The sequence below is a fragment of the Bacillus sp. Root920 genome (assembly GCF_001429445.1).
Lineage (GTDB): Bacteria > Bacillota > Bacilli > Bacillales > Bacillaceae > Bacillus > Bacillus safensis.
This window is the reverse complement of sequence record NZ_LMJV01000009.1, coordinates 68021-93720: the sequence shown is the minus strand read 5'-3', so window position 1 is coordinate 93720 and position 25700 is coordinate 68021. Positions and strand designations below refer to the sequence as shown.

General features: G+C 42.4%; 26 protein-coding genes and 1 riboswitch. Of the genes, 20 read left to right on the top strand and 6 right to left on the bottom strand.

What is annotated here, in order from left to right; translation table 11 throughout:
• Positions 1-18 precede the first annotated feature (18 nt).
• Positions 19-1290, top strand: a complete 1272-nt coding sequence (gene safA / locus ASE42_RS15615) for a SafA/ExsA family spore coat assembly protein (protein WP_056767997.1) — start codon at positions 19-21, stop codon at positions 1288-1290.
• A gap of 333 nt (positions 1291-1623) precedes the next feature.
• Complete coding sequence (locus ASE42_RS15610; RefSeq protein ID WP_024423149.1) at positions 1624-2241, top strand: YhcN/YlaJ family sporulation lipoprotein; 618 nt, start codon at positions 1624-1626, stop codon at positions 2239-2241.
• A gap of 45 nt (positions 2242-2286) precedes the next feature.
• Here ASE42_RS15610 and ASE42_RS15605 read toward each other — a convergent pair whose 3' ends face one another.
• Positions 2287-2919 carry a LysE family transporter gene (locus tag ASE42_RS15605; protein ID WP_056767994.1) on the bottom strand — a complete coding sequence of 211 codons (633 nt, stop codon included), beginning with the start codon at positions 2917-2919 and terminating at the stop codon, positions 2287-2289.
• Positions 2920-3154: 235 nt separating this feature from the next.
• A riboswitch (TPP riboswitch) is annotated at positions 3155-3263 on the top strand.
• 126 nt (positions 3264-3389) lie between these two features.
• Here ASE42_RS15605 and thiC point away from each other — a divergent pair.
• Positions 3390-5150 (top strand): phosphomethylpyrimidine synthase ThiC, encoded by a 1761-nt coding sequence (gene thiC / locus ASE42_RS15600; RefSeq protein ID WP_056767991.1) that lies wholly within the window; start codon positions 3390-3392, stop codon positions 5148-5150.
• Between the two features lie 35 nt (positions 5151-5185).
• Here the strand turns inward: thiC and ASE42_RS19120 are convergent, their stop codons facing one another.
• Positions 5186-5332, bottom strand: coding sequence for a hypothetical protein (locus ASE42_RS19120; RefSeq protein ID WP_162860219.1), 147 nt, complete (start codon positions 5330-5332; stop codon positions 5186-5188).
• 190 nt (positions 5333-5522) lie between these two features.
• On the opposite strand from ASE42_RS19120, the gene ASE42_RS15595 reads away from it, so the two are divergent.
• Positions 5523-5705: a hypothetical protein gene (locus ASE42_RS15595; RefSeq protein WP_008342761.1), complete on the top strand. Its 183-nt coding sequence runs from the start codon at positions 5523-5525 to the stop codon at positions 5703-5705.
• A 32-nt stretch (positions 5706-5737) separates the two neighbouring features.
• On the opposite strand, the gene ASE42_RS15590 is transcribed toward ASE42_RS15595, so the two are convergent.
• Entirely contained in the window at positions 5738-6382 is a 645-nt protein-coding gene (locus tag ASE42_RS15590) for a serine/threonine protein kinase (protein ID WP_056767989.1), read from the bottom strand.
• A gap of 239 nt (positions 6383-6621) precedes the next feature.
• Between ASE42_RS15590 and ASE42_RS15585 the strand changes: the two genes are divergently transcribed.
• The 7 genes from ASE42_RS15585 (at position 6622) to yajC (ending at position 11639) form a co-directional block, all read left to right on the top strand.
• Positions 6622-7122, top strand: coding sequence for an intercompartmental signaling factor BofC (locus tag ASE42_RS15585; protein ID WP_073979823.1), 501 nt, complete (start codon positions 6622-6624; stop codon positions 7120-7122).
• A gap of 148 nt (positions 7123-7270) precedes the next feature.
• Positions 7271-7876, top strand: a complete 606-nt coding sequence (gene ruvA / locus ASE42_RS15580; RefSeq protein WP_024423144.1) for a Holliday junction branch migration protein RuvA — start codon at positions 7271-7273, stop codon at positions 7874-7876.
• An 11-nt stretch (positions 7877-7887) separates the two neighbouring features.
• A complete protein-coding gene (gene ruvB, locus ASE42_RS15575; RefSeq protein WP_024423143.1) occupies positions 7888-8892 on the top strand; it encodes a Holliday junction branch migration DNA helicase RuvB in 1005 nt (334 codons plus the stop codon).
• A complete protein-coding gene (locus tag ASE42_RS15570; protein ID WP_012010741.1) occupies positions 8885-9085 on the top strand; it encodes a DUF2905 domain-containing protein in 201 nt (66 codons plus the stop codon). Before ruvB ends, ASE42_RS15570 begins: the two co-directional genes overlap by 8 nt.
• Before the next feature lie 34 nt (positions 9086-9119).
• Complete coding sequence (queA, locus tag ASE42_RS15565; RefSeq protein ID WP_024423142.1) at positions 9120-10148, top strand: tRNA preQ1(34) S-adenosylmethionine ribosyltransferase-isomerase QueA; 1029 nt, start codon at positions 9120-9122, stop codon at positions 10146-10148.
• Positions 10149-10179: 31 nt separating this feature from the next.
• On the top strand, positions 10180-11325 hold the full coding sequence (tgt, locus tag ASE42_RS15560; RefSeq protein ID WP_024423141.1) for a tRNA guanosine(34) transglycosylase Tgt: 1146 nt from the start codon (positions 10180-10182) through the stop codon (positions 11323-11325).
• Between the two features lie 47 nt (positions 11326-11372).
• Positions 11373-11639 carry a preprotein translocase subunit YajC gene (gene yajC / locus ASE42_RS15555; RefSeq protein ID WP_008360993.1) on the top strand — a complete coding sequence of 89 codons (267 nt, stop codon included), beginning with the start codon at positions 11373-11375 and terminating at the stop codon, positions 11637-11639.
• 48 nt (positions 11640-11687) lie between these two features.
• Here the strand turns inward: yajC and ASE42_RS15550 are convergent, their stop codons facing one another.
• Positions 11688-12065 (bottom strand): TIGR04086 family membrane protein, encoded by a 378-nt coding sequence (locus ASE42_RS15550; protein ID WP_024423140.1) that lies wholly within the window; start codon positions 12063-12065, stop codon positions 11688-11690.
• Positions 12066-12216: 151 nt separating this feature from the next.
• On the opposite strand from ASE42_RS15550, the gene ASE42_RS15545 reads away from it, so the two are divergent.
• Positions 12217-12879: a DUF421 domain-containing protein gene (locus tag ASE42_RS15545; protein ID WP_024423139.1), complete on the top strand. Its 663-nt coding sequence runs from the start codon at positions 12217-12219 to the stop codon at positions 12877-12879.
• 1 nt (position 12880) lies between these two features.
• Here ASE42_RS15545 and spoVB read toward each other — a convergent pair whose 3' ends face one another.
• Positions 12881-14431 carry a stage V sporulation protein B gene (spoVB, locus tag ASE42_RS15540; protein ID WP_056767987.1) on the bottom strand — a complete coding sequence of 517 codons (1551 nt, stop codon included), beginning with the start codon at positions 14429-14431 and terminating at the stop codon, positions 12881-12883.
• A gap of 116 nt (positions 14432-14547) precedes the next feature.
• Here spoVB and ASE42_RS15535 point away from each other — a divergent pair, with 116 nt between their 5' ends.
• The 8 genes from ASE42_RS15535 (at position 14548) to dtd (ending at position 23999) form a co-directional block, all read left to right on the top strand.
• Positions 14548-14844, top strand: coding sequence for a post-transcriptional regulator (locus ASE42_RS15535; RefSeq protein WP_003216788.1), 297 nt, complete (start codon positions 14548-14550; stop codon positions 14842-14844).
• Positions 14845-14885: 41 nt separating this feature from the next.
• Complete coding sequence (secDF, locus tag ASE42_RS15530; protein WP_024423137.1) at positions 14886-17114, top strand: protein translocase subunit SecDF; 2229 nt, start codon at positions 14886-14888, stop codon at positions 17112-17114.
• A gap of 187 nt (positions 17115-17301) precedes the next feature.
• Positions 17302-17790 carry a cation:proton antiporter regulatory subunit gene (locus ASE42_RS15525; RefSeq protein WP_024423136.1) on the top strand — a complete coding sequence of 163 codons (489 nt, stop codon included), beginning with the start codon at positions 17302-17304 and terminating at the stop codon, positions 17788-17790.
• Positions 17791-17891: 101 nt separating this feature from the next.
• Positions 17892-18242: a lipopolysaccharide assembly LapA domain-containing protein gene (locus ASE42_RS15520; RefSeq protein WP_024423135.1), complete on the top strand. Its 351-nt coding sequence runs from the start codon at positions 17892-17894 to the stop codon at positions 18240-18242.
• 81 nt (positions 18243-18323) lie between these two features.
• Positions 18324-20648 (top strand): single-stranded-DNA-specific exonuclease RecJ, encoded by a 2325-nt coding sequence (gene recJ, locus ASE42_RS15515; protein WP_056767985.1) that lies wholly within the window; start codon positions 18324-18326, stop codon positions 20646-20648.
• 23 nt (positions 20649-20671) lie between these two features.
• Positions 20672-21184, top strand: coding sequence for an adenine phosphoribosyltransferase (locus ASE42_RS15510; RefSeq protein WP_024423133.1), 513 nt, complete (start codon positions 20672-20674; stop codon positions 21182-21184).
• 142 nt (positions 21185-21326) lie between these two features.
• Positions 21327-23537, top strand: a complete 2211-nt coding sequence (locus ASE42_RS15505) for a RelA/SpoT family protein (RefSeq protein WP_024427858.1) — start codon at positions 21327-21329, stop codon at positions 23535-23537.
• An 18-nt stretch (positions 23538-23555) separates the two neighbouring features.
• The gene (gene dtd / locus ASE42_RS15500; RefSeq protein WP_024427859.1) at positions 23556-23999 is read left to right on the top strand and encodes a D-aminoacyl-tRNA deacylase; all 444 of its coding nucleotides are present in this window, start codon (positions 23556-23558) and stop codon (positions 23997-23999) included.
• Between the two features lie 97 nt (positions 24000-24096).
• Here dtd and ASE42_RS15495 read toward each other — a convergent pair whose 3' ends face one another.
• Entirely contained in the window at positions 24097-25677 is a 1581-nt protein-coding gene (locus tag ASE42_RS15495) for an SH3 domain-containing protein (RefSeq protein WP_024423130.1), read from the bottom strand.
• Positions 25678-25700: the final 23 nt, after the last annotated feature.

Below are 25700 nucleotides of genomic sequence, written 5' to 3'. Positions count from 1 at the left end.
GCATAGGAGGGGAAAACGTTGAAAATTCATATTGTGCAAAAAGGAGACTCCCTTTGGAAAATTTCAAAGAAATACGGAGTCGACTTTCAAGAATTGAAAAAACTAAATTCACAGCTCAGTAATCCTGATTTAATCATGCCGGGTATGAAGATTAAAATTCCATCTAGTGGTGTTCCTGTAAAAACAGATCATCACAAAGCAAAAGAAATGCCAAAAACGAAAGAACATCCGTATGTGAAAGAAAAGCCAAAAGATGTCGTGCAAGTGCAAGATACGAAACCGAAGGAAAAGCCAAATGAACCGGTACCATATGTACCGCCAGTGCCAAAAATCGAGCAGCCAGTTTTTCCGCAAGTGGATGTGAACTATTATCAGACCAATCTCTACCAGCCATTCACACCTCCTCCCAAAAAAGATCATCACGAGAAAAAAGATCACGTTCATGAGAAGAAAGATCATGTTCATGACAAAAAGGATCACAAGGATCATTTTCATCATGAAAATAAAGACCACAAAGATAACAAGGGTCATGTCCATCATGAAAATAAGGAACATAAAGATCACAAGGACCATTTTCATCATGAAAATAAAGGTCATCTAAAAGATGAAGTGGCAAAGGGGTATGATCCGTTTATTCATATTCCGCATCAAAAAGAGGAGGGAAAAGACATGGAGCATGGCAATTATCCGAACCTTCCTAACTTCCCGCAAATGCCAAATGTGGGAGGGGCAGCGGTAGGGGGAATGGCTGAAAATAACGAGCATCATCACCAGCATCATCATCATGAACCATATGATCCTTATTTTGGTTATGGCCATGGTCATTACATGCCGGCGATGTATCCATATCCGCAGCAAATGGTGCCGGCATCGCCAATTTTACCGGGATCGGGCTTATGTTATCCTATCCATCCATATTATCACCATCATATGATGCCATATCCATACCCGGCTCATCCTTATTATCCTGCGTATCAAGCGCCTGCTTACTACGGAGAAAATCATGAGCACCATGCAAACGACGAACATCACTGGCATCACCATACGCATCCAAACGCCAATGCAAATGCCAACGCAAATCAAGGCTTTTTTCCAAACGTTTCAAATGCAGCATATGGCAAGGAAGATTGCGGATGCGATGATGGCATGAAGCATCATCAGCCTTGGCCAGGACATTATCCGAATCCTGTTCCTTATGGCCAAATGGGGGCTTATCCAGCTCAGCCTTACATGCAGCCATATCCAGGTCAATCCGTTTTTGCAAGGCCGGAGGAAGAAGAAGAAGATTAATGACAGAAGGAACGATCTCAATCGTTCCTTTCAGCGTGTAGACAAACCCTCGCATTCGGTGTCAGGTCTGCGCGCCGGTACTCACGAATGTCAAATTCGCTCCGTTCCGGTGCTCGCCCTTCCTAGACTGCAAAGGTTTTCTATTACGCTGAAAAGAAGACAAATGGCTAAAATCAAAAACATTTTAGCCATTTGTCACCAATCAGAAGGAACGATCTCAATCGTTCCTTTTTTTGTTTATAACTGACAGCTTGATTTTTTTCCTAACTGTACATGCTAAAACAGAGCCTGTTTCGCGCTCATGAGATTGAATTTGTACAGGGGGTTTTTCGTTTGAGACAAAAATGGCAAAAAACAATCGCATTAGTGCTTCTTCCTATTGGTTTAACGGCATGTGGTGCAAATAATAACGCAGGTGTCGATACACGTCATAATCAATCAGGCCAGCCGGTTGGTTATCATTCGAATCAACGAGCGGAAGACAACAACCAAGATCATCAAGGACCAGTTTCTGAACTCATGGAGGGAATGAACGGGAGAAATACAACAAATGTTGATTACCGTACACGTCCTCAAGCTGATGATCGAATGCCTCTCACAGGTGGAGATGGACGCTACAGTCATGGAGATATGAACTATCATAACCAAATGTCGTTCTCAGGCTACGATAAACAAGAGAACATCCAGCGTTCAAGAAAAATTGCCAACCGCATCAATAAAATGAATCACGTGGCAGACTCTCAAGTCATGGTGACGGATGAGAATGTGTATATTGCCATTAAATCAGATGGCCGCCTGACGTCAGAAGGCGTATCACAAGTAGAAGAAGCAGCGACTCGTTATGCGGATGGAAGAGCAGTCCAAGTCATAAAAGATGAAGGTGCGTTCACACGCTTTAGAGACATGAGAAGAACGCAATTTGAAACAGGCCAAACAGGCATGACCCGATAGTTTGACACAAAAAGGCTAAAGTTCATTACGAACTTTAGCCTTTTCTTAAAAATAAACCTTGATGCCTATATAAAATTCGTAAAAGAAATAACAGCCAAACCCTAGTAATAAAATACCAGCAATAATGGATGTCCACTTGATCATCGTTCGATTCATCACTTTTCTTGTTAAGGATACAAGTGTGAGAAGACCGATGTCATGAAGGAGAATCCCTGCCAAAATACCGCCGGCAGCCAGCATAAATTCAGATGAATCTGTTTTTGTATACGCATCCGCAAGTACAGCACCAAAAACAGAAACCCAGAACACAAGATTTCCAGGAGATACCGCCACGAGCAAGCCGTTTCGATATGTTTTTGCGAATGATTTATTGACCTTTTCTCCTGCTAAATGGATATCTTGATCCGCATTTTTAATGGAATCGTATGCGAGAATCATTAAAAATACAGCTCCGATCAGCCAGAGCGGGATTTGAACAAACGGCAAAGATAAAAACTGAGCAAATCCAGCATATAAAGCCATAATAAGTAATAAGTCTATGGTCATACCGCCTGCTCCGACAGTTAAACCATGAAAGAATCCGTTTTTGAGTCCCTGTTTTGTCATTTCAACCGTGATTGCTCCAACAGGCAGAGCAATTGAGAATCCTACGACGATAAATGTGAGAAATGTTTGCAATCGACTAGAACTTCCTTTGAATAAATTGTATAAAAATTCTCCGTTTAGATTAATTATACATAATAGGAGAAAAGGATCAATGTTTATTTCAGATTTGATTGAAATGATAGAGATAGATGATGTATAGAAGACTGTATATCAACATGATCCATAACGCTTGTAGGGGAAAGGAACTATTTTCCTGAATCTTCTTTTCTTCATGATGTCTCTATGCTACACTGATGTGGAAATCAATAAAAGTGACTAGGGGTGCCCGTAAATGGGCTGAGAGAGAAGCATAAGCTTCTTAACCCTTTGGACCTGATCTGGCTCGTACCAGCGTGGGGAAGTTAAAGATGATGCATGTATCCTATCAATGATATGCATGTTTATTTCTGACGACGAAACCAGGTTCTTTAAATAGAGCCTGGTTTTTTGCTGGTGCTGATTCCATCCTGTCCGGTGACAAGAAGAAAAGGAGAGAACAGCAAATGAAGGAAAAGAAAAGTGTCCCATCCAACCAATCATTATTATCCAGCTTTGACGGCAGCAGAAAGGTGTATGAGAAAGGATCAAGGCCCGATATCTTAGTGCCGAAAAGAGAGATTGTGCTCTCACATACTGTGACAGAGGCGGGCGACATAAAAAATGAACCAGTCCGAGTATACGATACGAGTGGACCATACACTGATGAGAACGTTCATATTGACGTCACAAAAGGATTAAAGCGTCTTAGGGCAGCATGGATTGAAGAAAGAGGAGATACAGAAAGCTATGAAGGGCGTCATGTAAAACCGGAAGATAACGGATATCGGTCAAGGGAGAAGGAGTCCTTCCATTCTGTCCAAACTGATTTTCATCATAAGCCGCTCCGCGCGAAACAAGGAGCGCGCGTAACGCAAATGCATTATGCCAAAAAAGGCATCATTACGCCTGAAATGGAGTTTATCGCAATAAGAGAAGAGCTAAGCCCTGAGTTTGTTAGAGAGGAAGTAGCGAGCGGAAGAGCCGTTATTCCTTCGAATATTAACCATCCAGAAAGTGAACCAATGATTATCGGAAGGAATTTTCATGTCAAAATCAATGCGAATATTGGCAATTCAGCTGTAACATCATCCATTAATGAAGAGGTTGAAAAAATGACATGGGCGATCAGATGGGGGGCAGATACAATGATGGATCTGTCTACTGGAAAGGATATTCATACAACGAGAGAATGGATCATTCGGAATTGCCCAGTTCCAGTAGGAACCGTTCCTATCTATCAGGCCCTTGAAAAAGTGAATGGAGTCGCAGAAGATTTGACGTGGGATGTGTACAGAGACACATTAATTGAACAAGCAGAACAAGGTGTAGATTATTTTACAATTCATGCGGGCGTGCTGTTAAGATATATTCCGCTTACAGTTGATCGGGTGACCGGAATTGTTTCAAGAGGCGGTGCGATTATGGCAAGATGGTGTCTTGCTCATCATCAAGAGAATTTCCTCTACACGCACTTTGAAGATATTTGTGAAATTATGAAAACGTATGATATCGCCTTTTCACTTGGAGATGGACTTAGACCAGGCTCGATTGCTGATGCCAATGATGAGGCGCAGTTTGCAGAGCTGGAAACGTTAGGTGAGTTAACAGAGATCGCTTGGAAACATGATGTGCAGGTGATGATTGAAGGGCCCGGCCATGTCCCAATGGATAAAATTAAAGAGAATGTGGACAAGCAAATGGACATTTGCAAGGAAGCCCCATTTTATACGTTAGGGCCTCTTACAACAGATATTGCGCCGGGGTATGATCACATTACATCCGCCATCGGTGCGGCCATGATCGGCTGGTACGGCACAGCCATGCTATGTTATGTAACGCCAAAAGAGCATTTAGGTCTGCCGAATAAAGAAGATGTGAGAGAAGGCGTAATCGCCTATAAAATTGCCGCACATGCGGCTGATCTAGCAAAAGGACATCCTGCGGCTCAAAAGCGCGATGATGCTTTATCGAAAGCGAGATTTGAATTTAGGTGGCGGGACCAATTTAACCTGTCACTTGATCCAGAAAGAGCCTTGGCGTTCCATGATGAAACATTGCCTGCCGAAGGCGCTAAGACCGCTCATTTTTGCTCGATGTGCGGACCGAAGTTTTGCAGTATGAAAATTTCTCATGATATCCGCAATCAATCTGAAGAAGTGAAAAGAGAGATGGAAAAGAAGGCGAAGGAGTTTGTCAGCCAGGGAAGTCAAATTTATCAGCCCTAAAAAAAGAACCTCGCACGATGCTGTGCGGGGTTTTATCAAACGGCTGAGAAGGCTTTTCTTAAAAGGTGAAAAAATGCCTTTACTGCATATGCCATCATGTCCACACTCGGAATGAGGGCATCTATTAAATGAAAAAAGACTGTTTTTCTTTCTGGAGATGTTCGTTTCTTTTTCTGCTTCATCAAGGGCAGCCTCCTTTTTAACTAATATACTTCTTTGCAGATTTGAGAGATAGATGTTTGTGTGAATTTAAACAAAATTTAAACTTCTTGGGTTTGAATGGAAACAAGGAGGGGAAACGAGTTCAATAGAGAATGAATGAAAAGAGCTGATCTATTTGACCAGCGAACAAGAAGAGTGGAAGGTGATCTTATGATGAAAGTATTTAAGGTAACATTTCATATGAACAATGGGGAAGTGCTTGATTTCGAGCTCAAACGTCCAGCTACCTATGATGTGTATAAAAAAATTGAAGAAGCCAATCATTGGTTTAAGCTGAATAATGAAATCATTAACCTATTAAACGTCAATAGTATCCATGTAGAAACAGAATAACGCAGAAAGCCGCTCGTAGAGAGCGGCTTTCATTATGCAGAAAAATCATTTCGATTATTAAGCTGCCCGCGGGACAGCCAGTTCTTTTTATACAAGTAAGCAATAACTTCAAGCCACAGACGCGGTGCTTTTTTAGGGAAAAAAGGTTTTTGGTAATAGGCATAAGCGGCTTTTAAATCATCCCATTGATGACATGCTTTCGTTTGCGTGAACCTGGCAACGTCAATGACCCTGATCCGCCCTTCTTTTGTTAAGATCAGATTGCGCAGATGAATATCAGAAGGATTCAATCCTTTCTCGCGCGCTTCCTCCAGCGCATCATCGACTTGTTCAATCATTTGTTTTTTAATAGGAATTCCTTTTGTAAGGCATTCATAGAATGTGTAGCCTTTAATATATTCCATTAAAATATACTGATCCCCAGACTCATAAATCTCAGGGTAGTAAGACGAACCAGAAAGTTTTTCGTAAATGGCAGCCTCTTTGCGGGCAATATGCTGATAAGAAGGGAAAAAGACTTTTAGTGCCATTTTCTTGCCGTCTTTTTTGTATAAAAAGACATAGGCACTTCTTCCTTTGCCGCACAGTTCAAGCTCTGCCGGTTTATAGGCAAGCTTATGAAAACGTTTCTCTTCATGATACTGAATCGATTCGGCTAATTTTTTGACATCTGACATTGACTTCACCTTCTTTGGTTTCAGTTTATGCGGCTGAAAAACGAATGATGAAAAAACCGTGTCATTCGATAAAGCAATGGATTGTATAAAACATAACATTTACGAATGAAGGATACAACGAAAGACTCTTAACATACATTTGACTCATCGATTTGGTTAATGTTTAGAAAAATGGGTCAAACTACATATGTCATGCATCGATCTCATGTTCTAAAGAGGTGTAAATAGTGAAAGTGAAGATGAAATGTTTCGTTACAGGACTTATCATGACAAGTGTGCTTTTTTTCGCTGCGGATATGGAAGGAAAAGAACACTTGCAAAAGCAGTCAAACTCTATTACCGTCCAGCTTGAAAAAGTCTATCTAGACGGCGATGTGAGTATTGAAAGACACCGGGCATCATTAGAAGACAAAGACACATTCTGGGCGCAGTATAAAGGCTGGACGCTGGTAGAACAAAAAGAGGATTTTGCCCTTTTTAGAAAGCAAATTGATGATATCTCTCCATTAAGTAAAGCAAATGGATATATCGGATTATCAGAGGACGGTGTGATTTCTACGTTTCATGGAAGGCCTGACGGCTGGGCGGAGCCTATTCATCTCTTTTTTCAAATTGATACGTCCCGTTTAGAAAGCCATGTGGAAAAGCAGCTTGAGCAAGGCATTCCTTTTCGAACTAAGGATGAATTTGAGCATGTGCTTGAAGTCATGAAGCCTTATCGAAATGAAATATCGTTTTAAAGTGTGTAACAGCTTGCTGGTGTGAAGACCGCAAGCTGTTTTTCGTGGTTTCATCATAAAAATGTACTGAGCGAACGTATGTTAACTTTTATTGCGGTTTTCTCTTCGATTTATGTTACAATGAAGAACAGTCAAAGAGGTGAAAACGGTGATAGAGTTTGTAAAAGGGACCATTGATTATGTGTGCCCGCAATATGTTGTCATTGAAAACGGCGGAGTGGGATATCAAGTCTATACCCCAAACCCGTTTATCTATCGAGTAAATAAACAAGAAACGATTTATACGTATCATTACATAAAGGAAGACGCCTTTTCGTTATACGGTTTTCAAACACGAGAAGAAAAAGCGCTGTTCACAAAACTGTTAAATGTCACAGGAATTGGGCCAAAGGGTGCACTCGCGATTCTTGCTTCCGGTGATCCTGGCGCTGTCATTTCAGCGATAGAACGTGAAGATGAAGCCTTCCTGATTAAATTCCCTGGTGTGGGCAAAAAAACAGCACGTCAAATCATTCTGGATCTAAAAGGAAAACTGGCAGATGTGGTGCCAGAAATGATTGGCAACTTATTTAATCACGAGGACCACATTCAGGTCGAAACGCAGCAAACTGCATTAGATGAAGCGCTTGAAGCCTTAAGTGTCCTTGGATACGGTGATCGTGAAATCAAAAAGGTTCTTCCATTATTAAAAGAAGAAAAGAATCTCACAACCGATCAATATGTGAAAAAAGCTTTACAAAAAATGTTGAAATAGGGTGATGTCTCATGGATGAACGGCTCGTCTCAACTGAAGCAGACAACCATGAATCAGCCATTGAGCAAAGTCTGCGGCCACAGACACTTAGCCAATATATCGGTCAGCAAAAAGTAAAAGACAACCTCAGCGTATTTATTGAAGCTGCCCGCATGCGGCAGGAAACGCTTGATCATGTCCTTTTATATGGACCTCCTGGACTTGGGAAAACAACGCTTGCATCGATCATTGCCAATGAAATGAATGTTCAGCTGCGTACAACGTCAGGACCAGCGATTGAGCGTCCTGGTGATTTGGCAGCCATCTTAACATCTCTAGAGCCAGGTGATGTATTGTTTATTGATGAAATTCACCGCTTGCAGCGCTCAATTGAAGAAGTGCTGTACCCAGCAATGGAGGATTTTTGTTTAGATATTGTTATTGGAAAAGGAGATACAGCACGCTCTGTACGGCTTGATTTACCGCCATTTACGCTTGTAGGTGCAACGACTCGTGTCGGGCTGTTAACAGCGCCGCTTCGTGATAGGTTTGGGGTACATGCAAGATTGGAATACTATGAGCAAAGAGATTTGGCTCACATTGTGGCAAGAACAGCCGAGCTGTTTGAGATTGGGATCGATATTCGCTCTGCCGAAGAGATTGCGAGACGTTCCCGGGGAACACCGAGGGTTGCCAATCGTTTGCTCAGAAGAGTAAGAGATTTTGCGCAGGTGCTTGGGAATCATGCCATTACGCAGGACATTGCGGAAGATGCCCTTGAGCGTCTTCAAGTCGACAGGCTAGGCCTCGATCATATAGACCATAAGCTCCTTTTAAGTATGATCGAAAAATTTAGAGGCGGTCCTGTTGGGCTTGATACGATCTCAGCGACAATAGGAGAAGAATCACATACGATTGAAGATGTGTACGAACCGTACTTACTGCAAATTGGTTTCCTGCAAAGAACGCCAAGAGGACGGGTCGTCACAAGAGAAGCGTATGAACATTTTCAAATGGAGGTTCCGATTCGTGACTGAATTCCCTAAAATATTAATGATTTTAGGTGGTGTCCTTTTTGCCGCAGGATTAGTGTTCCAATTGGTTGGTAAGCTTCCAGGTGATATTTTTGTGAAAAAAGGGAATGTAACGTTCTTTTTTCCTGTCATTACCTGCATTGTCATTAGTATCGTACTGACCATATTACTGAATATCTTTGGACGGATGAAATAACGTTAACTAGTTAACTACAGAATAGGTGAAGGAAATGAAGCTAGAACTATTTGATTTTGATTTACCAGAAAGATTAATTGCACAAGTGCCGCTTGAAAAAAGAGATGCATCAAGACTGATGGTCTTAAACAAACAAACGGGTGCGATTACACATGATACATTCTCACAAATCATCGATTATTTTCAAAAGGGTGATTGTCTCGTTCTAAACAACACGCGCGTTCTGCCTGCACGTCTGTTTGGGATGAAAGAGGATACAGGTGCCAAAGTTGAACTTCTTCTATTGAAACAAGAAGAAGGAGATAACTGGGAAACACTTGTCAAACCAGCCAAACGGGTGAAAAAAGGGACGGTTATCACGTTTGGTGATGGACGGCTCCAAGCTGTATGTACAGAGGAAATGGAACATGGCGGAAGAAAAGTCGAGTTTCAATATACAGGCATTTTTTATGAAGTGCTTGAATCCCTTGGTGAAATGCCGCTGCCTCCATATATTAAAGAGCAGCTTGACGACCGTGAACGCTATCAAACCGTTTATTCAAAAGAGGTTGGCTCCGCTGCTGCGCCAACTGCCGGTCTCCACTTTACAACCGAGCTGCTGGATGCGCTGAAAGCGAAAGGTGTACACATTGCTTTCATTACGCTGCACGTAGGGCTTGGCACGTTTCGTCCGGTAAGTGCAGAACGTATTGAAGAACACGAAATGCACGCAGAGTTTTATGAAATGAATGAAGAAACAGCTGATGAGCTTAATCGCGTTCGCAAGGAAGGCGGACGGATTATTTCAGTCGGCACAACGTCGACAAGAACGCTTGAAACCATTGCAAGTGCACATGATGGTGAGTTCAAAGCCTCAAGCGGCTGGACGTCGATCTTTATTTACCCTGGCTACACATTCAAGGCAATTGATGGCATGATCACGAATTTCCATCTGCCAAAATCCTCGTTAATTATGCTTGTCAGCGCATTAGCTGGACGAGAGCACGTACTAAAAGCCTACAATGAGGCTGTGAAAGAGGAATACCGATTCTTCAGCTTTGGCGATGCCATGCTGATTCAATAACATTATACAACGAAGACAGGAGGGCTCATTTTTGTCGCAATTACCGATACGTTATGAGTTCATTAAATCATGCAAACAGACAGGTGCACGTCTTGGCCGCGTTCATACACCGCACGGCTCCTTTGAAACACCTGTATTTATGCCAGTAGGTACACTGGCTACAGTCAAGACAATGGCGCCTGAAGAATTAAAGGCAATGGATGCAGGCATCATCTTAAGCAATACGTACCACTTATGGCTCCGTCCAGGTCACGATATCGTAAAAGAAGCAGGCGGTCTGCACAAATTTATGAACTGGGATCGAGCCATTCTAACTGATTCAGGCGGATTCCAAGTTTTTTCATTGAGTGAATTTAGAAAAATTGAAGAAGAAGGCGTTCACTTCCGTAATCATTTAAACGGAGACAAGCTGTTCCTATCTCCTGAAAAAGCGATGGACATCCAAAATGCACTTGGCTCTGATATTATGATGGCATTTGATGAATGCCCGCCGTATCCTGCAGAGTACGATTACATGAAACGTTCTGTGGAGCGGACAAGCAGGTGGGCAGAGCGCTGTCTAACAGCGCACCAGCGTCCTGAAGATCAAGGGCTGTTTGGGATTGTCCAAGGCGGAGAATACGAAGAGCTTCGAAAACAAAGTGCAAAAGACCTTGTTTCACTTGATTTCCCAGGCTACGCCATCGGAGGCTTATCTGTAGGGGAACCAAAAGATGTGATGAATCGTGTACTTGAATTTACAACACCATTCTTACCAGCAGACAAACCGAGGTACTTAATGGGTGTCGGCTCACCAGATTCCTTAATTGACGGCGCCATTCGCGGTGTAGATATGTTTGATTGCGTACTGCCGACGCGAATTGCAAGAAACGGTACCTTAATGACAAGTGAAGGCCGTCTTGTTGTGAAAAATGCAAAATATGAGCGTGACTTTAGACCAATCGATGAAAACTGCGACTGCTATACATGTAAAAACTATACACGCGCCTATATTAGACATTTAATTCGAACAAATGAAACGTTTGGAATTCGATTAACAACTTATCATAATCTTCATTTTCTGTTAAAATTAATGGAGCAAGTGAGAGAAGCTATCCGTGAGGATCGTTTAGGTGATTTTAAAGAAGAGTTTTTTGAGCGTTACGGCTTTAACAAACCGAATGCGAAAAACTTTTAACGCATAAACGAAAGGCTTTACAATGCTTTAGAAAGGGGTGAAATAGAATGGATGGTGGTATGGGTTCAATCATTATGATTGTTGTCATGTTTGCTGTGCTTTACTTCTTGTTAATCCGTCCACAGCAAAAGCAACAGAAAGCTGTGCGTCAGATGCAGCAATCTTTATCAAAAGGCGATAAAATCGTCACAATCGGTGGTTTACACGGTGAAATCGACTCAATTGATGAATCAAAAGTGGTCATCAAAACAAGCGAAAACAACCGTTTAACTTTCGATCGTCGTGCTATTAGAGAATTAGCTGACAAAGGCTAATCCTCTGATACATAGCCATAAAAAAAGAGCGATATGACCGCTCTTTTTTTATTTGCCTCGAAGATTGACGCCAATCATTCCCCCCAGCATACAAATACCTAAAAATGCTCCATGATAGATAAACTGCTCTGGTGAAAACGTTTTTCCAAACCCCAAATATTGAAATAAAAAGACAGTGAGAGAAAAAATGATAGATGTGACCGCACCAATCAGCCAGCCGCGCTCCTTTGCTTTCCCGCCAGAAATGATGCCTCCTAATAAAAGGGCAGCAAAGGACAAAATCATAATCATCCATTTAAATGATGATTCCTGCATACTTGTGAATGTAAGCATGAGCGACACAAGTAAACTGGTGACAACCATCACGATAAAAATGGCAATTAAGCCGGATAAAATGCCTTTTCCAATTTGTTTCGTTTCCTGCATGTAGATTCGTCTCCTCTCCAATTGAACGAAGCTTGTCTTTTACTAAAATGTATTCACAGTGAAGAAAAAATAGACATGTTTCAGACGTTTCTTTTCTACATAAATAAAGTGTTTTGACACAAGCTATGTTGGAGAAGGAGGGTTACATCACATGCAGGACATCTTGATCATTTCCATGAGAACCATCATCTTATATTTTCTTATTTGGTTTATATTTCGCTTAATGGGCAAAAGGGAAATTGGCGAGCTGAGCATTTTAGATCTAGTCATTTTTATGATGATCGCAGAAATTGCAGTTCTCGCCATAGAAGAAGTAGAGGATAACATGTTACATACGGTATGGCCAATCCTGCTGTTAACCTTCATTCAAATCACACTTGCCTACCTCTCATTAAAATTTCAAGGTGTCCGGCGCTTTCTTGATGGAAAACCGGCCCTGCTTATCATCAATGGGAAAATAGACGAAGGTGCAATGAGAAAACAGCGATACAATTTTGATGACCTGCTCATTCAATTAAGAGAAAATAACATCGACAGCATTCAGGATGTCTCTTACGCCATTTTAGAGCCGTCTGGAAAGCTCGCCGTCGTCGAAAAAGAAAACAAGCGCAAACATGCAGCGCTTGAGCTTCCACTTGTTGCGGATGGTGTGGTGCAGCATGACCACCTAAAGCAAATCAATCAAAATGAACAGTGGCTGAAAGATGAGCTTGCTAAAAGAGGCTATCATGATATCGAACAAATCTCTTACTGCAGCTTTAATCAAAAAACATTTTATATTGATTTGAAAGATGAAGTGATCAAAAAGAGATGAGCTAAAACAGCTTCCCAATGAACGGGATGCGGCGCAGCTCTTCTCGTTTCACTAGACCTAGGCAGATTAATAGAATGACATACAGCGTGCACGTAACAAAAATGAGCGTCACAAGTTCAATAGGAGCAGAAAAGAGTCCATTTACTTGAGATTTCAGCCAAAGGCTGACAGCACCTGTACCGATAATCACAAGGACGCATAGTCCATATTCCTTTAATGGTAAATGAATAGGCAGCACCTTTCCAACAGTTGCCGCATGGAGCAGTGTGACAAGGATGATACCGATTAATATCGCAAGTGCAGCGCCCATAATGCCAAAGCCTGGCTGTGAAGCAAGAACAAAAATCATCCCTGTTTTTACAATAGCGCCAATCAGGCTGTTGGTCATCGCCGCACCAGCTAAATTGAGTGCTTGAAGCACGGCTTGAAGGGGCCCCTGAAAATAATATAGAAGGAAAAATGGCGCCATGAATTTCACATAAATGGCCGCGTGCGATGAACCATACATAAAGAGCGTTAAATCTTCGGCGTAAACGAAAAGAATAATACATGAAATGCCTCCGCTGAGTAAACATAGGCGCATCGCCTGCTTCAGGCGGTATTCGACCGTTTTACGTTTGTTTTGCTCCATTCCTTCACTGATCGCCGGAACTAATGCAGTGGAGAGTGAATACGTAATAAAACTAGGCAGTGTCAAAAGGGTCAGAGCAAGCCCGGTCAACTCCCCGTACTGTCTTGTCGCCTCTACAGCCGCATAACCAGCAATAGCAAGACTTTGCGCGACAACGATCGGCTCTAAAAACCACGAAATATTCCCGATAAAACGGCTGCCTGTTGTTGGCAGGGCAATGCTCATCAGCTGTTTAAATGTGTCCTTCCCGTCATGAATCGCTTTAAAAAATCGTTTTCGAATACGAATGGTCTTTTTATAGCGAAAGGCGATCAGTAAGTAAGCAAGGGAAATCATCTCTCCAATCACAGATGACACCATCGCACCTGCTGCCGCAAATTCAATCCCGTAAGGAAGGAAAGCCGTTGTACATACCGCCACTAGAGAAATTCTTGCGACCTGCTCCAGAACTTGAGACATCGCAAGCGGACTCATTTGCTGTCTGCCCTGGAAATAGCCTCTTAACACACTGGAAATGGCGATGACTGGTACGACAGGTGTAATAGCCAGCAGTGGATAGACCGTTCTAGGGTCTGTCAGCATATTTTCTGCCATGATGGGCGCAAACCATAAAAAGAGCGGCGTGAAAATCAGACTGAGTGTTCCTGTTATCGCAAGGGACATGACCAGAATACGTTTTGTTTTCTGTTTGTCACCCCTGGCTTCTGCTTCTGCGACAAGCTTACTAATGGCGACAGGCAGTCCGAATTGTGTGAGCGTCACGGCGAGAAAAAAGGTTGGTGCAGCCATCATATAAAGCCCGACCCCTTCTTCGCCAATGAACCTCGCAATGACAATTCGATTGACAAAACCCAATATTCTCGTGATAAAACCTGCTAAAATTAAAATAATGGTCCCCTTTAAAAACGTTTGCTTCGTCAAATCACAGATCACCTGCCTTCTCAAACGACATAGAATCATATACAATAAGATATGCGTGTATATCGTCCAAGCATGACAAGTCTCTCGATAAAAAACTGAAAAGGGGGAGCTACGCAATGACACAACACCCAGCTGCTATTTACAAAGACCATTTAAAGCCTTTTCTGTTCAGTAAGCTTGAAGAATTCATCGTTTTGGGCTATAAAGATGTAGATTTAGAGGAATTATGGTCATACTTAGAGAATAAGAAGTGGAAGAAAAAACAAGAGTATCCGATTCATGAAATGGTTGCAGATATTTTATCTGTGAAAATAGGCGAATTTATGAACTATGCAACCGTTCAGTCGTTTAAAACGTCTGCTTTTTTGGACAGTGAAGATGGCAAGAATATGCTTGATGAACTGTTGAAATAAGCCATCTTAATGGATTTAGGTGTTTAAGGAGGAAATACATAATGAAAAAAGGGCGCATTCTTGCGTTTTTCTTAGTGGTTCTGTTAATCGGAACTGGCGTGGGCTTACTGACAAAGCCTGTTGCGAAAGATATGACGCTAGGGCTGGATTTACAGGGTGGATTTGAAGTCCTGTATGAAGTACATCCAGTGAAAAAAGAGGACAAGATCACAAATAGTGTTCTCGTTAGTACTGTGGAGGCTCTTAACCGAAGAGCGAACGTGCTTGGTGTAAGTGAGCCGAACATCTCGATTGAAGGCAACAACCGTATCCGCGTGCAGCTTGCGGGGGTAAAAGATCAAAACAGAGCAAGGGAAATTCTTTCCACTGAAGCGCAGCTATCCTTCAGAGATACGAATGATAAAGAACTCCTTAACGGGGCTGACCTAGTCGAAAACAGTGCAAAACAAACATTCAGTCAAACGAATGAGCCAATTGTGACGGTTAAACTAAAAGATGCGAAAAAATTTGGTGACGTCACAAGAAAAGTAGCAGCGATGGCACCAAATAATCAGCTTGTCATTTGGCTTGATTACGACAAAGGAGATTCCTTCAAAAAAGAAGTCTCAAAATCAAACCACAAGTATGTATCTGCACCAAATGTGAATCAAGAGATTAACAGCAGTGACGTACAAATTGAAGGGAAATTTACTGTCCAAGAGGCAAAAGACCTTGCAAGTATTTTAAATGCTGGTGCATTGCCAGTAAAATTAACAGAAAAATATTCCACATCTGTAAGTGCACAGTTTGGTGAACAAGCACTGAACGAAACAGTGTTCGCAGGAATTGTAGGAATCGCATTTATCTTCTTATTCATGCTGTTTTATTACCGATTACCTGGTCTTATTGCAGTCATCACACTCTCAGCTTATATCTACATTACGCTGCAAGTGTTTGACTGGATGGGTGCGGTCATGACACTGCCTGGAATTGCTGCACTGATTCTAGGGGTAGCGATGGCTGTCGATGCCAACATTATTACTTATGAGCGGATCAAAGAAGAGCTGAAGCTCGGCAAATCTGTCCGGTCTGCTTTTAGATCAGGGAACCGCAGATCATTTGCGACCATCTTTGATGCCAACTTAACAAGTATTATTGCCGGCGGAGTGCTGTTCTTCTTCGGGACAAGCTCTGTAAAAGGATTTGCAACGATGCTCATCCTCTCAATTTTAACAAGCTTTATCACAGCTGTTTTCCTATCAAGATTCCTTCTTGGACTGCTTGTAGAGAGCCGCGCGCTCGACCGCAAAAAAGGCTGGTTTGGTGTCCGCAAAAAAGACATCATGAATATCCACGAAACAACAGAAAATACCGAACCGAAAACGCCATTTGATAAATGGGATTTCGTCAGCAAACGTAAAGGCTTTATGATTTTCTCAATAGCTGTTACCATTGCGGGAATCATCGTCCTTTCGATCTTCAAGCTTAATGCTGGTATTGACTTTGCTAGTGGAACGAGAATTGATGTTCAAAGCGATCACAAGCTGACAACTGCACAAGTAGAGCAAGACTTTAAAAAGCTTGACCTTGAAGCAGACAGTGTTGTGCTATCGGGGCAAAATGAAAATCAGGCAGCGGTTCGATTTGTCGGTGTGCCGAATAAAGAAAAAATTGCTGAAGTAAAAGATTACTTCAAAGATAAATACGGCACTGAGCCGAACGTAAGTACAGTATCACCGACTGTCGGAAAAGAGCTTGCCCGTAATGCGCTATATGCCGTCATCATTGCTTCAATTGGGATCATTATATATGTATCCATCCGCTTTGAATATAAAATGGCGATTGCGGCGATTGCCTCATTGCTGTACGATGCATTCTTTATTGTCGCCTTCTTTAGTATTACGCGCTTAGAGGTGGATGTCACCTTCATTGCCGCGATCCTCACAGTCATTGGATACTCGATCAACGACACGATCGTTACCTTCGACAGGGTTCGTGAACAAATGAAGAAACGTAAACCGAAAACCATTGAAGATCTATCGTACATTGTGAACTTAAGCTTACAGCAAACCTTTACGCGATCTGTCAACACGGTGCTGACTGTAGTTGTCGTTGTTATCGCACTGCTTATCTTCGGATCAGCGTCGATTACAAACTTCTCCATCGCCTTACTTGTCGGCTTATTAACAGGGGTATACTCATCCCTTTACATCGCGGCACAAATTTGGCTGATGTGGAAAGGCCGTGAGCTGAAAAAACCAGCTAAGATAGATACAGATCAAGATATTTAATCTAGAAAGACTGCCTTTTCGGCAGTCTTTTTCTATCGTTTTTTCCCGAAAAGTAGACGCTTTGAAAAAACATTTTGGGTTTCATTGATCTTGAAATGGTCTTTTGCTATAATGACTTACGTTTAGACCAGTATAGAAAGCAAGTGTCTGTTTAGGGCATTTGGCTTTATTCATTGGAGGGGCTGTTATGAAGGTTCGGGAAACTGAACTGCCAGGTATCGGTCATAAAGCCGAAATGATCACAAGAAATAATGAGAAGCTTGCCATCATTACACATGATGACGGCAGAAGAGAAATGTATCATTTTCAGGAGGACGACCACGAAGAAACGATTTCTGGCATCCTGCTAAACGATGAAGAAGCAAGACAAATCGCGGCTATTTTAGGCGGCATGGTCTATAAGCCGAAAGCGCTTGAAACCGTGGAGGTAGCCATTGATGAACTAGTGATTGAATGGTTTAAAATTGAAAAGAATGCACCAGCTGTTCAGAAAAGCATCGGTGACCTCAATGTTCGCCAAAACTATCAAGTAACAGTCATCGCCATTGTGAGAAAATCACATGAGAAGATTTTAAATCCAGGACCAGATACCATTATCGAAGAAGGGGATACCCTTGTCATTTCTGGAGAAAGAAAAGAATTAAAGAATCTGATTAAAGAAAAACTCAGCAGCTGATCATGCCCATGCTGATAGGTTTTCTTCCACTGCTTTCTTTCGGTGTTTAAAAAAGGCAGTGAAAAGGGAAGAATAAAAGAAAAAGCTTGGGGGATTTGTAGATGAACAAACAACAATGGACCATCATACTCGCATTTATTTTCGTATTAATTGTCTCAGTATTTGCCGTGATTAATGTACGGCCTGTCGAGGTACACTACTTATTTGGAACGGCTGAATGGCCGCTGATCCTTGTCATTATCGGTTCTGTTTTAATGGGCGGACTGATTGTGGCATTTGCAGGAATCTTCCAAATTGTGAAACTGAAACGTGAACTAAAGGCATTAAAAGCTGAGCGTGCAGCCGCTGCACCTGCTGCTTCGACGAAAAAGGCAGACAAAGACCTTCAAAAAAAATCTCATGTCACGCCTTTAAAAGAACAGCCAGCATCATTTGACCGGAAGGAAAAATAATCTTCCAGCACAATTTCATAAAATAAAAATTGAAACCCCTCAGGCCACTCTAGTATAATAGTGTGGTTGAGGGGTGAATTTATGTTATTATCCAAAATGCGCTGGGAATATGAACATCCAAGCGAAGAAAAAGTGAAATCACTCTCTGAAAATCTGAATATTTCAGCGCTGACTGCATCGCTTCTCGTAAAAAGAGGACTTGAAGAAGTAGAAGAGGCGAGGTCTTTTTTATTTGATCAAAAAGCCGAATTTCATGATCCATTCCTATTAAAAGGAATGAAAGAAGCAGTAGAGCGCATCAACAAAGCGATCGAAGAGCAGGAATCGATTGTGATCTTCGGAGACTATGATGCAGATGGTGTGACAAGTACGTCTGTACTTTTACATACATTAAAAGAGCGGTCTGCGATAGTAGACTTTTATATTCCAGATCGATTTAAAGAAGGCTATGGACCTAATGAACAGGCTTTTCGATATATCAAGGAGCAAGGAGCATCGCTTGTCATCACGGTCGATACAGGCATTGCTGCTGTAAATGAAGCACGTATTGCAAAAGAAATAGGGTTAGACCTGATCATTACAGATCACCATGAACCAAGTGAGGAGCTGCCTGAGGCACTGGCCATTGTCCATCCTAAGCAGCCTGGCTGTGAGTATCCCTTTAAAGAACTTGCTGGTGTAGGTGTCGCGTTTAAAGTGGCGCATGCACTTCTTGGAGAGCTGCCAGTTCAGCTGTTAGATCTTGCAGCAATCGGGACAATCGCGGATCTTGTACCGCTTCATGATGAGAATAGATGGCTCGCCAAAAAAGGACTTCTGCAGCTTCGGCAGTCGAATAGACCGGGGCTGAAAGCGTTATTGAAAGAAGCGGGAGCCACTCTAGAAGAAGCCAATGAGGAAACGGTCGGCTTTCAAATTGCGCCAAGGCTGAATGCTGTTGGGCGAATTGAACAGGCAGATCCAGCCGTTCATCTTCTGATGACTGAGAATAAGGATGAAGCGGAAGAGCTCGCTCGTTTTGTACAGGAACTGAATAAAGAACGACAAAAGATTGTCAGTACGATCACAGAAGAAGCCATTCAAATGGTGGAAGAGGCAGGTGATGACCAGTCTGCGATTGTTGTAGCGAAAGCTGGCTGGAATCCGGGCGTTGTCGGAATTGTTGCCTCTAAATTGACGGATACTTTTTCTCGTCCGGCGATTGTGCTTGGAATAGATGAAGAGACGCAAATGGCAAAAGGATCAGCCCGGAGTATTCCTGGCTTCGATCTATTTTTCCATCTAAGCAAATGCCGCGACATCCTGCCGCATTTCGGCGGGCATCCGATGGCAGCAGGGATGACACTTCGAGCGGATGATGTATCTTTACTAAGGGAAAGATTAAATCAATATGCAAATGAAACATTGACGGAAGAAGATTTTATTCCAATTCAGCGGGTCGATGCCGTGTGCAAGGTAGACGAATTGACGGTTCAAGCGATTGAAGAAGCGGGGATGCTGTCACCATTTGGTATGTCAAACCCAAAACCGTTCATTATGATTGAAGATGCGAAGCTTGAAGATATCCGAACGATTGGGGCAAATCACAACCATATTAAAATGTCTCTGAAAGACGAAGACACACTGCTTGACTGTGTTGGTTTTCACCAAGGGAAATTAAAAGAGGAAATTGTTCCAGGAAGCCGCATTTCTGTGATTGGAGAAATGTCTGTCAATGAATGGAATAACCGGAAGAAGCCCCAGCTGATGTTAAAAGATGCACGAGTTGATGAATGGCAGCTGTTTGATCTGCGCGGGAAAAAGGATTGGGAGAAGAAAGTTTCGACACTTGATTCAGAAAAATCATTGGTTGTCTGTTTTGATGAAGCAACAAAACAGGACGTCGATCTCCCCATTCATCATGTTCATGCAGAAAATGTATCATCGTTTAATGTACAAGGAAAGTATGTGGTCTTTGCGGATGTTCCCGCAGATGAGCAATTGCTGAAGCAGCTTTTAGAAAATCAAAAGCCTGCGAGAATTTATACGGTTTTTCAAAGAAAAGAAGATCATTTTATGTCTTCTTTCCCAAGCCGTGACCAATTCAAATGGTTTTATGGGTTCTTGTTTAAACGGGGAAGTTTTCCTATCAAAGAACAAGGAATGGAGCTTGCCAAACATAGAGGCTGGACAAAAGATACAATCATTTTTATGACAAAGGTGTTTTTTGAACTCGGTTTTGTTAAAATAGAGAATGGTGTGCTGTCAATAGTACTTGATGCCCCTAAAAAAGATTTAACGGCGTCAGCGTCCTATACAGCAAAACAACGATTGATGGAACTCGATCAAACACTAACATATTCCTCAGCTAAAGAGCTGAAGGAATGGCTGAATAGCATGATGAGCGAAGTCTCACCTGTGCTTTGACGTACGAGGAGGAAAAGGAAAAGATGGATTTAAAACAATATGTGACAGTTGTACCTGACTACCCAAAGGAAGGTGTACAATTTAAAGATATTACAACGTTAATGGATAAAGGCGAAGTGTACCGTTATGCAACGGATCAAATCGTTGAATACGCGAAGGAAAGAGACATTGATCTCATTGTTGGACCTGAAGCGCGTGGATTCATTATTGGCTGCCCTGTAGCATACGCACTTGGTGTAGGTTTTGCACCGGTTCGTAAAGAAGGAAAGCTTCCTCGTGAAGTCATTAAAGTCGATTACGGCTTGGAATATGGTAAAGATGTATTAACGATTCATAAAGATGCGATTCGTCCTGGTCAGCGTGTCCTGATTACAGATGACTTACTGGCAACTGGTGGAACAATTGAAGCGTCCATCAAGCTTGTAGAGGAATTAGGCGGCGTTGTGGCAGGGATTGCATTTTTGATTGAGCTGACGTATCTGGACGGCAGAAAGAAGCTTGACGGCTACGACATCATGACGTTAATGCAATACTAATGGAGTTTTTCGTAAAAAGCACTCAGTAAGAAGGGTGCTTTTTTCCTATCAAAAATCTTTTAGCGGACTTCTTCTCTTTACATCTATCGAATTTTTCTTGATAATAAACTACAATACAGTTTTCATTTAAAAAGGTGATTCCATGGCGAACGAACAAGTTTTAACGGCGCAGCAGGTCATTGACAAGGCAAGAGAATACCTGTCCGCTGAACATATTCAATTTATAGAGCGAGCATATGAATATGCTGAAAATGCACACAAGGAGCAATACCGGAAATCTGGTGAGCCCTATATTATCCATCCAATTCAAGTGGCGGGTATTCTTGTTGACCTTGAAATGGACCCATCAACCATTGCAGGCGGTTTCCTGCACGATGTAGTTGAGGATACAGATGTGACATTACAGGATTTAAAAGAGCATTTTAACGAAGAAGTAGCAATGCTTGTTGATGGTGTCACAAAGCTCGGGAAGATTAAATATAAATCACAAGAAGAACAGCAGGCCGAAAACCATCGAAAAATGTTTGTTGCAATGGCGCAGGATATCCGCGTGATCTTGATTAAGCTGGCAGACCGCCTTCATAATATGAGAACGCTCAAACATCTTCCGCAGGAAAAGCAGCGGAGAATTTCAAATGAAACACTTGAAATCTTTGCACCGCTTGCACACAGATTAGGGATTTCAAAGATTAAGTGGGAGCTTGAAGATACAGCACTCCGCTATTTAAATCCGCAGCAATATTACCGGATTGTGAATCTGATGAAGCGCAAACGAGCGGAACGTGAGGAATACTTGGACGAGGTCGTCAATGAAGTGAAAGATCGCGTGTCTGAGGTGAACATCAAGGCTGAATTTTCCGGCAGACCAAAACATATTTATAGTATTTATCGCAAAATGGTCTTGCAAAATAAGCAGTTTAATGAAATTTATGATCTGCTTGCCGTTCGTATTTTGGTTGACAGCATTAAAGACTGTTATGCTGTGCTCGGGATTATCCATACGTGCTGGAAGCCGATGCCAGGCAGGTTTAAGGATTATATTGCGATGCCAAAGCCGAACATGTACCAGTCTCTTCATACAACGGTGATTGGGCCAAAAGGCGATCCGCTTGAAGTTCAGATCCGTACAGTGGAAATGCATGAAATTGCAGAATACGGGATTGCGGCACACTGGGCATACAAAGAAGGAAAAGAGTCAGCAGAATCAACGGAAGAAGCGGTCTTCCAGAAGAAGCTCTCTTGGTTTAGAGAAATTCTTGAGTTCCAAAATGAGTCCACAGATGCAGAAGAATTTATGGAGTCGTTAAAGATTGATCTTTTCTCTGATATGGTGTTTGTGTTTACACCAAAAGGAGACGTCATTGAACTGCCGTCGGGCTCAGTTCCGATTGATTTCTCTTACCGGATTCACTCGGAAATTGGGAATAAAACGATCGGTGCCAAGGTCAATGGCAAAATGGTCACACTCGATCACAAACTAAAAACAGGTGACATTATTGAAATTCTGACATCAAAGCACAGCTACGGGCCAAGTCAGGATTGGGTCAAACTTGCCCAAACCTCCCAAGCGAAGCACAAGATCAGACAGTTTTTCAAAAAACAGCGCCGTGAAGAAAATGTCGAAAAAGGCCGAGAGCTCGTGGAAAAAGAAATTAAAAACCTTGAGTTTGACGTCAAAGACATTCTGACAGCTGAAAACCTGCAAAAAGTGGCTGACAAATTTAATTTTTCAAACGAAGAGGACATGTATGCAGCTGTTGGATATAACGGCATTACTGCACTGCAGGTCGCCAATCGTTTAACGGAAAAAGAAAGAAAACAAAGAGACCAAGAAGAGCAAGAGAAAACCGTTCAAGAAGTGACGGTGGAACCAAAGACGTATCACGGGAAAAAACGGGAAGCTGGCGTAAGGGTCAAAGGGATTGATAACCTGCTTGTCCGCTTATCTAAGTGCTGTAATCCTGTTCCTGGTGATAGCATTGTCGGTTTTATTACGAAGGGCCGAGGTGTATCTGTTCACCGCGAGGACTGTCCGAACGTAAAGACAGGAGAAGCACAGGAGCGGTTAATTCCGGTCGAGTGGGAGCATGAGCAGCCTGCTCAAAACCGTAAAGAATACAATGTGGAAATTGAAATATTAGGATATGATAGACGCGGCTTACTCAATGAGGTGCTTCAAGCAGTCAACGAAACCAAAACGAACATCTCCTCTGTTTCTGGGAAGTCTGATCGTAACAAAGTGGCGACGATCCATATGGCGATCTTTATCCAAAATATTAACCATTTGCACAAAGTGGTCGAACGCATTAAGCAAATCAAAGACATTTACTCTGTTCGCCGATTCATGAATTAGAAAGGAAGTATATCGTCTATGAGGCTTGTTGTGCAGCGTGTGACAAATGCATCTGTTAAGGTAGAAGAAGAGATCACAGGTGCCATCAACGAAGGTTATATGGTGCTTGTTGGTGTCACACACGAAGATACAGAAGAAGATGTGCTCTACTTAGCTGAAAAGCTTGCACATTTACGTATTTTTGAAGATGAAAACGGGAAAATGAATCGTTCATTATTGGACATAAAAGGAAGCGTTCTGTCTGTATCTCAATTTACCCTTTATGGTGATACGAGAAAGGGCAGACGGCCGAATTTTATGAAAGCCGCCAAGCCGGATGCAGCCAATTCGCTTTACGAATGTTTCAATAAAACCCTTAGAGAAAAAGGCATCCATGTCGAAACTGGCCGTTTTGGTGCGATGATGGACGTGTCATTGACCAATTCAGGACCGGTCACGATCTTGATGGACAGCAAAGAATAGATTCTCTTTAGACTGTAGATGAACTCATGCGGGAGTTTGTTTAGAGTCTTTTTCTTTTGCGGTCAAACAAAAAAGAGGCGCAGTGGCCTCTTTCTTTTTAACGGAAATATTGTTTTAATCCTTCAGTCATTCCTTCTGTGACTCGTTCTTGGTAAGAGGCGCTATAAATGATCGCTTCCTCCTGTGGATTGCTTAAGTACCCGAGTTCATATAAAAGGGAAGGGCGTTTGTTTTCTCTTAAAACAAAGTAATCTCCGAATTTGACACCCTTATCAGGGATTTGAGAGCGTTTTGCGACTTCGGAATGAACGCTTGACGCTAACTGCTGATCTTTTGCTGCATGATAATAATACGCAGTACTTCCTCTAACACTTTGGTCCATAAAACTATCATAATGAAGACTAATAAATGCATCTGCATTTCGATAATGAGAGGTTGCCACCCTTGATTGCAGGCTGATAAAGGTATCATCACTTCTTGTTAGATATACATTTGCACCAGAAGCCCTTAATTTGCCTGCCAGTAAATTAGCGGTTTTGATGGTGATGTTCTTTTCAAATGCACCGTCTGCGCCAATCGTGCCGCTGTCTTTTCCGCCATGACCAGGATCAAGAACAATCGTTTTTCCTTTTAAAGAACCAGTTCCAGACGATGAATCCTGCTGAGGTCTTGGCGCTTCGCTGCTATTTTTCTTCGTTTGAACGACCCAGCTCGCCACGTAGCCAGTTCCGCCGTTTGATAGTGTCACCTCGTACCAGTCACCTTGCGTCCGAACAATTTGATAGGCAGCTCCTTTTGTTGCTCTTTCTGCAATCCCAGCAGAGGTAGAAGCGCTTTTTCGAATGTTGGTGCCGTCATAGACAATGTATGCTTTTTGCTCAGAAGCCGAAGAGGATGAACTCTTTTCAGGTGCAGAGCCTGCTCCTTTGCCTGTGACAATGTAATAGCTTGCAACCCAGCCTTTTACGCCTTTCCCCTCAATTTCATACCAGCCGTTCTGCTCTCGCAAAATGGTGATCTGTGTGTTGCGGGCAAGTGAAGCGATGACTTGTGCATTTGGTGCGGCCGATTGTCGTACATTCAAGCTCGATACGCCAACTGTGCCTGTCTCGTTAGAGCGAGAGGACTCGCCGGAACTTGATTGAGAAGTTTTCTGCCCCCCTGAAACATAATCAGAGTGAACCCAGCCTTCTGCTTGTTTATACGAAATTTTCGTCCATTCGCCGCTTGTCTCGAGCTTTTTAGCGGTAGCGCCTTGCGGGAAAGTACCAATCACTTGATAGGAAGTCCCAGGGCCTGTCCGGATGCGAAGATCGGAAGCTGTCGATGTAATTGTACTGCCTCCAGCCGTGCTTTGACCTTGCGCCTTTGGCTTCGCGGATTTTTGAGCGCCGGATGATGTGGTAATCAGCCATGAGACGACCCAGCCTTTTTGTCCGTTTGATAATTGGATCTGCACCCATTCTCCTTGTTCAGTGAGAATAGGATAACTTTCGCCGCGTTTCACAACAGCTGCAATTCCATAGCTTAAACCAGGGCCCGTTCTCACATTGATTTCATCTGTTGCGACAACAGCTTGATCTGTTTGTGCTGTAGCATGTGTCATAGGCAAAGAACTCGCGATGAGAACAAAACAAGTAAGCAGCATCATCATTTGATTGTGTTTTTTCAGATTCAAAACGGTGTTTTCCCCTCCCTTGT